Below are 8,336 nucleotides of genomic sequence, written 5' to 3'. Positions count from 1 at the left end.
AATCGGGTCTGGCAGATCACTCCACTGCCCACCGGCGAGAGCGGGACGTGCTTTCCCCTCGGCGATGAGCTGATCGAGCACGGAGACTCGCACGGGGCTCAGCCGCGCTACGGGACGGCCGTGGTTGGTCACGATCAGCTCCTCCCCCGCTTCGACGCGGCGGAGCACTTCGGCGCTGTTGTTGCGCATCTCGCGGTGACTGATCGTCCCGGACATGTCGCACAGCGTAGCACTTTGGGAGTGGTCGGGGGCTGGAATTGGCCGCTCAACAGCCGAATCGTGATACATGACGGCACCATAGCGAGGGTGTACGACATCGGCGGGGAGACGCGTTTCGTCTCGCTGCGCTCGCTCAACGACCGGCGAGGCACGCGGTGTTCACACCTGAGGTGCATCCACCTTGCTATCCGCCAAGATGGGAGCCATGTCCATCCAGCACGAGAAGGCGTTCGAAGACGAGATCTGCGCGTACCTGGCCGCGCGGGGGTGGGCGTACGACACCGACAACTCCGGCTACGACAAGGTGCGTGCACTGCACCGCGGCGACGTGCTCGACTGGCTCCGCACCACCCAGCCGGATGAGTACGCGAAGGTCGTGAAGCCCGCGGCATCCGGACCCGAACGCTCCACGGCCGAGGACCAGCTGCTCGATCGGCTCGTGAAGACCCTCGACGCCCCGCTCGAGGCCGGCGGCGGCACGCTCAACGTGCTGCGCCGCGGCTTCAAGAAGACACCGGCGTCGTTCGCCATGTGCGAGTTCAAGCCCGCGATGAGCCACAATGCCACCCGGAACGCCCGCTACGAAGCCGTGCGGCTGCGCGTGATGCGGCAGGTGTACTACTCCAGCAAGAACACGCAGTCGATCGACTTGGTGCTGCTCGTCAACGGCCTGCCGGTCGCGACCATCGAACTCAAGACGGATGACTCGCAGACGCTCGACGACGCGATCGCCCAGTACCGCACTGCCCGCGATCCGAAGGGCGAGCCGCTGCTCGGCTTCGCGAATCGCTGTCTCGTCCACTTCGCGGTGTCCACCGACGAAGTGGCGATGACCACCCGCCTGCAGGGCAAGGCGACGCTGTTCCTGCCCTTCAACCTCGGCCACGATGGCGGAGCGGGCAACCCGGTCGATCCCATGCACGCCGCGACCGCCTACCTCTGGGAGCGTGTGTTGCAGCGGGATGCCTGGCTGCATATCCTCGGTCGCCTGCTGCACCTCGAGAAGAGCACGCGGACCGACCCGATCACCGGCGAGACGACCATCTCGACCACGCTGCTGTTCCCCCGCTTCCACCAGTGGGAACTCGTGACCGAACTCCTCGCCACGGTCGCCGAGGAGGGACCTGGACACCGCTATCTCGTGCAGCACTCCGCCGGGTCCGGGAAGACGAACTCGATCGCCTGGCTGGCGCACGGCCTGTCGAGCCTTCATGATGCCGCCGACCACAAGGTCTTCGACACCGTCATCGTCGTCACGGATCGCACCGTGCTCGACGATCAGCTGCAGAAGGCGATCAAGCAGATCGAAGGTGTCGACGGAACCGTCGCCACGATCAACTCCGACGAGGTGCGCAAGGCCGGGGAGGCATCCAAGTCGGCCCTGCTCGCGCGGGAGCTGCTCAGCGGCAAGCTCATCGTCATCGTGACGATGCAGACGTTCCCGTTCGCCCTGCAGGCCATTCGCGAGAACAAGGGCCTCGCCGACCGGCACTTCGCGATCATCGCCGATGAAGCGCACTCGTCCCAGACAGGCCGCACCTCGCAGCAGCTGCGTCAAGCCCTGACCGCGGAAGAGCAAACCGACCTCGACGACGGCGGTGAGATCGACACCGAGGCGGTCCTGGCTGCCGAGATGGCATCCCGCGCGGACTCCCCGAACCTGTCGTTCTTCGCGTTCACCGCGACCCCCAAGGCGAAGACGCTCGAGCTGTTCGGGCGCCCGGATGCCGCCGGGCTCCCGCAGCCCTTCCACGTGTACTCGATGCAGCAGGCGATCGAAGAGGGCTACATCCTCGACGTCCTGCGAAATTACACGACCTACGGCACTGCGTTCCAGATCGCGGAGGGCGCCGCCAAGCGGCATCTCGAAGCGATCGACCTCGTCGACGAGGCCGAGGCCGTCAAGGGCCTCATGCGCTGGGTATCGCTACATCCGACGAACATCGCCCAGAAAGTGCAGATCATCGTCGAGCACTACCGCGAGAACGTGCGCCATCTGCTTGGCGGCCATGCCAAGGCGATGGTGGTCACGGCGTCGCGCGAGGCGGCCGTGCGGTACAAACAGGCCATCGACGCGTACATCGCCAAGCGGAAGTACCCGCTGGCGACGCTCGTCGCATTCTCCGGCACCCTGACGGCCGAACAGGTGTCCGGCGTCTCCTTCGCCGGGATCGAGTCGCCCTACTCGGAAGCCAACCTCAACACCGGCCTGCGCGGCCGCACCCTTCCCGTCGCGTTCGCATCCGATGACTTCCAGGTGCTCATCGTGGCGAACAAGTATCAGACCGGGTTCGACCAGCCGCTGCTGTGCGCGATGTACGTCGACAAGCGACTGTCGGGAGTCACCGCGGTTCAGACGCTGTCACGCCTCAACCGCACCTACCCCTCCGCAGGCAAGGACACCACGTACATCCTCGACTTCGTGAACGATCCCGACGAGATCCTCGAGTCGTTCAAGCCGTACTACCGCACGGCCGAGCTCACCGAGCGGACCGACCCCGACCTCGTCCACGACATCATCACCAAGCTCGACGCCGCGTTCATCTACACCGACGCGGAGGTTGACGCCTTCACCGAGGCGTTCCTGGCCGAGAAGTCGCACGGCGCTCACACGGCGCCGCTGAAGGCCGCGGCAGACCGGTTCAACGCGCGCTACGCGACTGCCGTCGCTTCCGGCGACAAGACGACCGTCGAGGAGCTCGACCTGTTCCGCAAGGATGTCGGCTCGTTCGTGCGGCTCTACGACTTCCTGTCGCAGATCATCGACTACCGCGACACGTCGCTCGAGAAGCGGTCCCTGTTCCTGCGTCTGCTGCTGCCGCGGCTGACCGGCCGGGTGAGCGCGGATCCGATCGACTTCTCGGCGGTGGAACTGACCCACATCAAGCAGACCCGCACCGGTGATCGGATGCTCGACCTGGCATCCGGCGAGGTCGTGCCGCTGAGGCCCGCCGGCAGCGCGGGCTCCGGCGCCGCCCACGACCCCCGGATGGCGCGTCTCGCCGAGATCCTCGCCCGCATCAACGAGCTGTTCGCCGACGAGGACTTCAGCACGTCGGGATTGGAGTCCTGGGTGCAGGGAGTCACAGCGGTGCTCGTCGAGAACCCGCAGATCCGTGCCCAGGCCGCTGTGAACACGCAGACGCAGTTCGTCGAGTCTCCGGACCTCGCCGACGCGGTCATCGAGGCCGTGCTCGACAATCAGGCCATGGGCGGACGCCTGGTCGACATGGTGCTCGGGCGCCCCGAGGTGAGGGCGCAGTTCATCCGGCGCATGGGCGAACTCGCTCACGAGAACCTGCGGATCGAGCACGAAGAGGGTCTCGCCGGCTGATCTCCGCGGGCCTGGTTCGTCCACAGCCCGCCGTCGGCCGTCCGCTCTCCACAGAAGTGGATCCCGTCGGCCGCCCGCCTGCCGTGGTCCGCAGGATGAGTGGCATGACCCATGCCGCCCCGCCCGTCGTCAAGCTGTCCACGACCGCCGAAGCCGTCGCCTTTCTCCCTGCACTCGCGGGGCTGCCGGCACAGAACTGTCTCCTGATCGCTCCCTTCGGGGGCAAGCATGCCTCGCGCGCGATGCGGATCCTCGTGGAAGCTGAGCCGACGGATGCGTCCGCGCGCCGACATGCGTCCGCCGCGCTCGGCGCGCTCTCGAAAGTCCCCCGATGTGACAGCGTCGTGGTCGCCGTCTACCGCGACGAGCCGTTCTCCGAGATCGGCCCGGCCTGGCATGTCGCCCTCGGGGTCATCCTCGAGCGACTGCATTCGTCGGGCTTCGACATCAAGGATGCAGCCATCGTGGCGGGCGACGGGTGGATGCCGTTCTTCGAGGGCGATCCGGATGCGCCTCAGCCACTCGACGAGATCCAAGCGGCGACGCGGAAGGTCCCCGACGACGCGGCCGTGGACTCGACGCTCTACCGACTGCCGGACTCTGACCCCGAACTCGCCGCCGTCGTCACGGAGCTGATGCTCGACCGGATCGTCGACGGCGGCGAGGCGGACTCCTTCGGACGGATCGCACGCACCGACCCGCCGAACCCGATCGACGTGCTCGAAAGGGCGCTCGCCGCTGACCCCGAGGACGCGAATGCGCAGACGCTCGCCCGGCTGCTGGCTCAGATCGATTCCGAGGGGGCCGTCGACCGCACCGTGCTGCAGATCGCGTTCGGTGCCGAGACCGGCGCCCTCTCCTGGAACCGCACCCTGATGCTCCGCATCGAGGCCGCAGAGGCGGGATGCGCGCCGGTCGACCTCATGATTCAGCGCGGCGAGGACCGCCAATCGAAACGCCTGGCCGACCTGCTCACCGGTCGGACGCGGGAGGTCCCCTCGAGTGGCCGGCTGGAGGCCGGTGCCGTGCTCCTCAGTCGTGCTGTCGTCCACTGCTCCGTGCCCGACCGCGCCTGGACCATGTGCGCGCTAGCCTGGGTGCGCTGGGCGCTCGGGCTGACGACCTCCGCATTCGAGATGCTCGACGCCGCGCAGCGGGTCGACCCGGGCAACAGCCACGTTCCGGTGCTGCGAACCGTCTTCCATCATCTGGCGCCGCAGTGGCTGTACCAGGAGCCGTCACCGAACCGGAGCGAACGTCGCCGGCGGACGAAGGGGCGCGAGTGACAACCTCACCGCACGGCGAGAGCACGTCTTCGGAGCAGGCCGGGACTGAGAACCGGCCGTCAGTCCGCGAGCATAGGCACGGTGCGCGGGCGCACCAGCGTCCACAGCGACACCACCGCGACCAGCGCGCAGCCGATCATCACCATGGCCATGGTGGTGGCCGTGATGCCCGAACCAGCGGCGATCATGCCCACGATCGGCGAGACCAGGCCGGCGACCACGCTGTTCGCCGCGCCCAGCAGGGACGCCGCGGTGCCCGCCGCCGATCCGTGCCGGTCGAGCGCGAGCACCTGTCCGCACGGGAAGGTGAAGCCGCACGCGGTCATGAAGAAGAAGAGCGGAACGATCGTGCCCCACATGCCGAGGTGCAGCTGGTCGGTCACGATGATCGCGACGGATGCCAGCACGAGGGCGGCGGTCGACCAGGCGAGCACCCACTGCGGGCCGAAGTGCCGCGCCAGGCGCGACGCCACCTGCACGCCACCGACGACGCCCACCGAGTTGGCGGCGAACAGCATGCCGAACTGCTGCGGGGTGAACCCGTAGCCGTCCTGGAAGAGGAACGACGAGCTCGACAGGTAGGAGAAGAGTCCGCTGAAGGCCATCGCGCCGATGATGAGCACACCGACGAACACCCGGTCGCGGAAGACGCTGCCGTAGCGCTGCCAGAGCGTGTGGTCCGCTGCGCCGCGCGACCCGCGCGGGAGCGTCTCGGGCAGCACGAACAGCGAGCACACCAGCATCACGACCCCGTAGGCCGCCAGCACGAGGAAGATGCCGCGCCACGGCATCACCAGCAGAAGCGCCGAGCCGACGAGCGGCGCCGCGACCGGCGCGACGCCCGAGACGAGCGAGAGCCGGCTGAGCATCACGACGAGCCGGCGTCCGCCGAACAGGTCCCGCACCATCGCCATCGCGACGACGCCTCCCGCGGCCGCGCCGATGCCCATCACGACACGCGCGCCACCGAGCAGCAGCAGCGACGGGGCGAGAGACGCGACGACGGATGCCAGCACGTGCAGGGCGGTCACGACGAGCAGCGGCACACGGCGACCGACGCGGTCGCTGAGCGGTCCGACGATGAGCTGACCGAGCCCGAAGCCGATCATGGTGCCGGTGAGCGTCAGCTGCACCATTGCCGCCGAGGTGTGGAAGTCGTGCTGCACGACGGGGAACGCCGGAAGGTACAGGTCGATCGTGAACGGTCCGAGCGCGGTGAGCGCTCCGAGCAGCACGACGTAGAGTGCGCGCCGCGCGTTCGGCAGCGCATCCCCGGGATACCGCGTCGGCGCTGCGACACGCACGGATCCCGTGGTGACCGGGATGGAGCCGGTGTAGAGCGACTCGCCGGCGGGCTGAGGCTCGACGGCCGGGTCGCCTGCGGGGGCGACGACGGGAACGGATGCGGTGTCGAACACGGGGACTCGATCTCGGATGGGAGGGGACGCCGACTCGTTCGGCACTGCACATCCAGCTTATGGTGTCTTCGTCAACAAATGCTGAACGGAATTCGGCAACCGTGCCGCTCGGGGCGGCGCGGCATGTCACCCACTGTCGGCGGTCCGGCGTAGCCTCGAAGGGTGACCCCGGAACTCGAAGCCCGCATCATCGCGGACTCTCGTGATCGAGTGGCGTGGCTGCGAGCGCGCTCCCGTGGGATCACCGCGACCGACGTCGCCACACTGACGTCGGAACGGGCGATCGCCCGCGCCGCCGAGGCCAAGCTCAACGGGTCGGGGTTCACCGGCAACGCCTACACCGACCACGGACGGCGCCGCGAGCCGGAGATCGCCGCGTGGGTCGCCGCGACGCACGGCATCGAGCCGTCGTCGGCGCTGTTCCACGCCGTCGTCGAGAAGCGCCACCTCGCGACGCCGGACGGAATCGCCCAGGATGCCGACGGCCGCATCATCCTCGCGGAGATCAAGACCACCAACAAGACGTGGCGATCCATCCCCCGCAACTACCTGCGCCAGGTCTGGTGGCAGCAGCATGTGATCGGCGCCGAGCGGACGCTCGTGGCGTGGGAGGAGCACGACGAGTTCGTGCCCGTGCGCGACGAGCCCCGCTGCGTGTGGGTCGACCGCGACGACGTCGAGATCGCCAAACTCGTGAAGCTCGCCACGTGCCTCATCGACGAGCTGTACAGCCGCACGCAGCTGGGCCGCAGCGTCTACGCCGACCGGGTGCCGCGGTCGGGTTCGGCGCGGCAAGCCACCCGGGACGCCTACCGCGCGCTCGCCCTCGCGGACTGACCGTCAGCCGACCGGCACCAGCACGCGCCGCGCGGATGCCACGACCTCGTCGGCGATCGCCTCGAGCAGCGGCGACCGCAGATTCCACTGCTGCCAGTGCAGCGTCACATCGATCGGATCGCCCGGCAGCTCGACCAGTCGCCCGTCGGAGAGTTCCGCGTCGCACTGGAATTCCGGCAGCATCCCCCACCCGAGACCGAGCTTGACGGCGATCGCGTAGTCGTTCGATGCGGGCACGTAGTGACGCGGCATGATCCCCGGGTCGATGCCCCGTGCGTCGAGCCACTGCGCCTGCAGGTCGTCGCGCCGGTCGTAGTCCACCCGCGGCGCTGCCGAGAGGCCGTCCGGTCCGTCGGCGAGCCACCGGTCGACGTAGCCGGGCGTCGCCACCGGGCGGTAGCGCATCGCGCCGAGCGGCTGCACGCGGCATCCGGCCACCGGCGTCGCGCGCGAGGTGACCGCGCCCATCACGGTGCCGGACTCGAGGAGCGCGGCGGTGAAGTCCTGGTCGTCGCGGTGCAGGTCGAAGACGACCGGATGCCGCCCAGCGAGCCGCGCGAGCGGCTGCAGGAACCACGTGCCGAGGGAGTCCGCGTTGACGGCGAGCGGCACCGACACGACCGCCCCCTGTTCCGGTTCCGCGCCGAGCTCGGCGAGCGCATCGTGCTCGAGGAGCGCGACCTGCCGCGCGAGGCGCACCACCGCCTCCCCCGCGGCGGTCGGTCGCACGGGCTTGGACCGCACGAGCAGCACCTGCCCGAGCTGCTCCTCGAGCGCCTTGATGCGCTGGCTCACCGCCGACGGCGTGACGTGGAGGCGACGGGCCGCGGCATCCAGGGTCCCTTCCGCGACGACCGCGGCGACGGTTTCGGCGAGCTCGAACGGGATTCGCACATAAGTCAGGCTAATGCAGCCTAAGGATCATGAGCTGTACTTGTCCGCCGCTCACCCGTAGCGTCGAATCGTGCTCACCGCCGCTCTCGCCGGTCTCGGACTCGGTCTCTCGCTCATCGTCGCCATCGGCGCCCAGAACCTGTTCGTGCTGCGTCAGGGGCTGCGGCGCGACCACGTGCTGGCGGTGGCCGTGGTGTGCACGCTGTCGGATGCCGCGCTCATCGTGCTCGGCGTCTCCGGGGTCGGCCTCGCCCTCCAGACCATGCCGTGGCTGCTGGTGGTCGCCCGCTGGGCCGGAGCGGTGTTCCTGCTCGTGTACGCGGCGCTCGCGGCACGGCGGGCGTGGCG

General features: G+C 68.8%; 7 protein-coding genes. 4 read left to right on the top strand and 3 right to left on the bottom strand.

Annotated elements, in window-relative coordinates; translation table 11 throughout:
• The coding region (locus VJR25_RS14385; RefSeq protein WP_324116198.1) for a type II toxin-antitoxin system prevent-host-death family antitoxin at positions 1–216 on the bottom strand (216 nt) is incomplete at its 3' end.
• A 208-nt stretch (positions 217–424) separates the two neighbouring features.
• On the opposite strand from VJR25_RS14385, the gene VJR25_RS14380 reads away from it, so the two are divergent.
• On the top strand, positions 425–3,553 hold the full coding sequence (locus tag VJR25_RS14380; protein WP_324116196.1) for a type I restriction endonuclease subunit R: 3,129 nt from the start codon (positions 425–427) through the stop codon (positions 3,551–3,553).
• A gap of 104 nt (positions 3,554–3,657) precedes the next feature.
• A complete protein-coding gene (locus tag VJR25_RS14375) occupies positions 3,658–4,839 on the top strand; it encodes a hypothetical protein (protein WP_324116194.1) in 1,182 nt (393 codons plus the stop codon).
• 59 nt (positions 4,840–4,898) lie between these two features.
• Here VJR25_RS14375 and VJR25_RS14370 read toward each other — a convergent pair whose 3' ends face one another.
• Positions 4,899–6,257 carry a multidrug effflux MFS transporter gene (locus VJR25_RS14370; RefSeq protein WP_414683793.1) on the bottom strand — a complete coding sequence of 453 codons (1,359 nt, stop codon included), beginning with the start codon at positions 6,255–6,257 and terminating at the stop codon, positions 4,899–4,901.
• A 162-nt stretch (positions 6,258–6,419) separates the two neighbouring features.
• Here VJR25_RS14370 and VJR25_RS14365 point away from each other — a divergent pair, with 162 nt between their 5' ends.
• Entirely contained in the window at positions 6,420–7,094 is a 675-nt protein-coding gene (locus VJR25_RS14365) for a YqaJ viral recombinase family protein (protein WP_324116192.1), read from the top strand.
• Between the two features lie 3 nt (positions 7,095–7,097).
• Here the strand turns inward: VJR25_RS14365 and VJR25_RS14360 are convergent, their stop codons facing one another.
• Positions 7,098–7,988: a LysR family transcriptional regulator ArgP gene (locus VJR25_RS14360; protein ID WP_324116190.1), complete on the bottom strand. Its 891-nt coding sequence runs from the start codon at positions 7,986–7,988 to the stop codon at positions 7,098–7,100.
• Positions 7,989–8,058: 70 nt separating this feature from the next.
• Between VJR25_RS14360 and VJR25_RS14355 the strand changes: the two genes are divergently transcribed.
• Positions 8,059–8,336 (top strand): LysE/ArgO family amino acid transporter (locus tag VJR25_RS14355; protein WP_324116188.1); only part of this gene is annotated, 278 nt, incomplete at its 3' end.

Source organism: Microbacterium sp., assembly GCF_035277845.1.
Lineage (GTDB): Bacteria > Actinomycetota > Actinomycetes > Actinomycetales > Microbacteriaceae > Microbacterium.
Note: the sequence above shows the minus strand (reverse complement) of the source record. Positions and strands in the feature narration are given on the sequence as shown.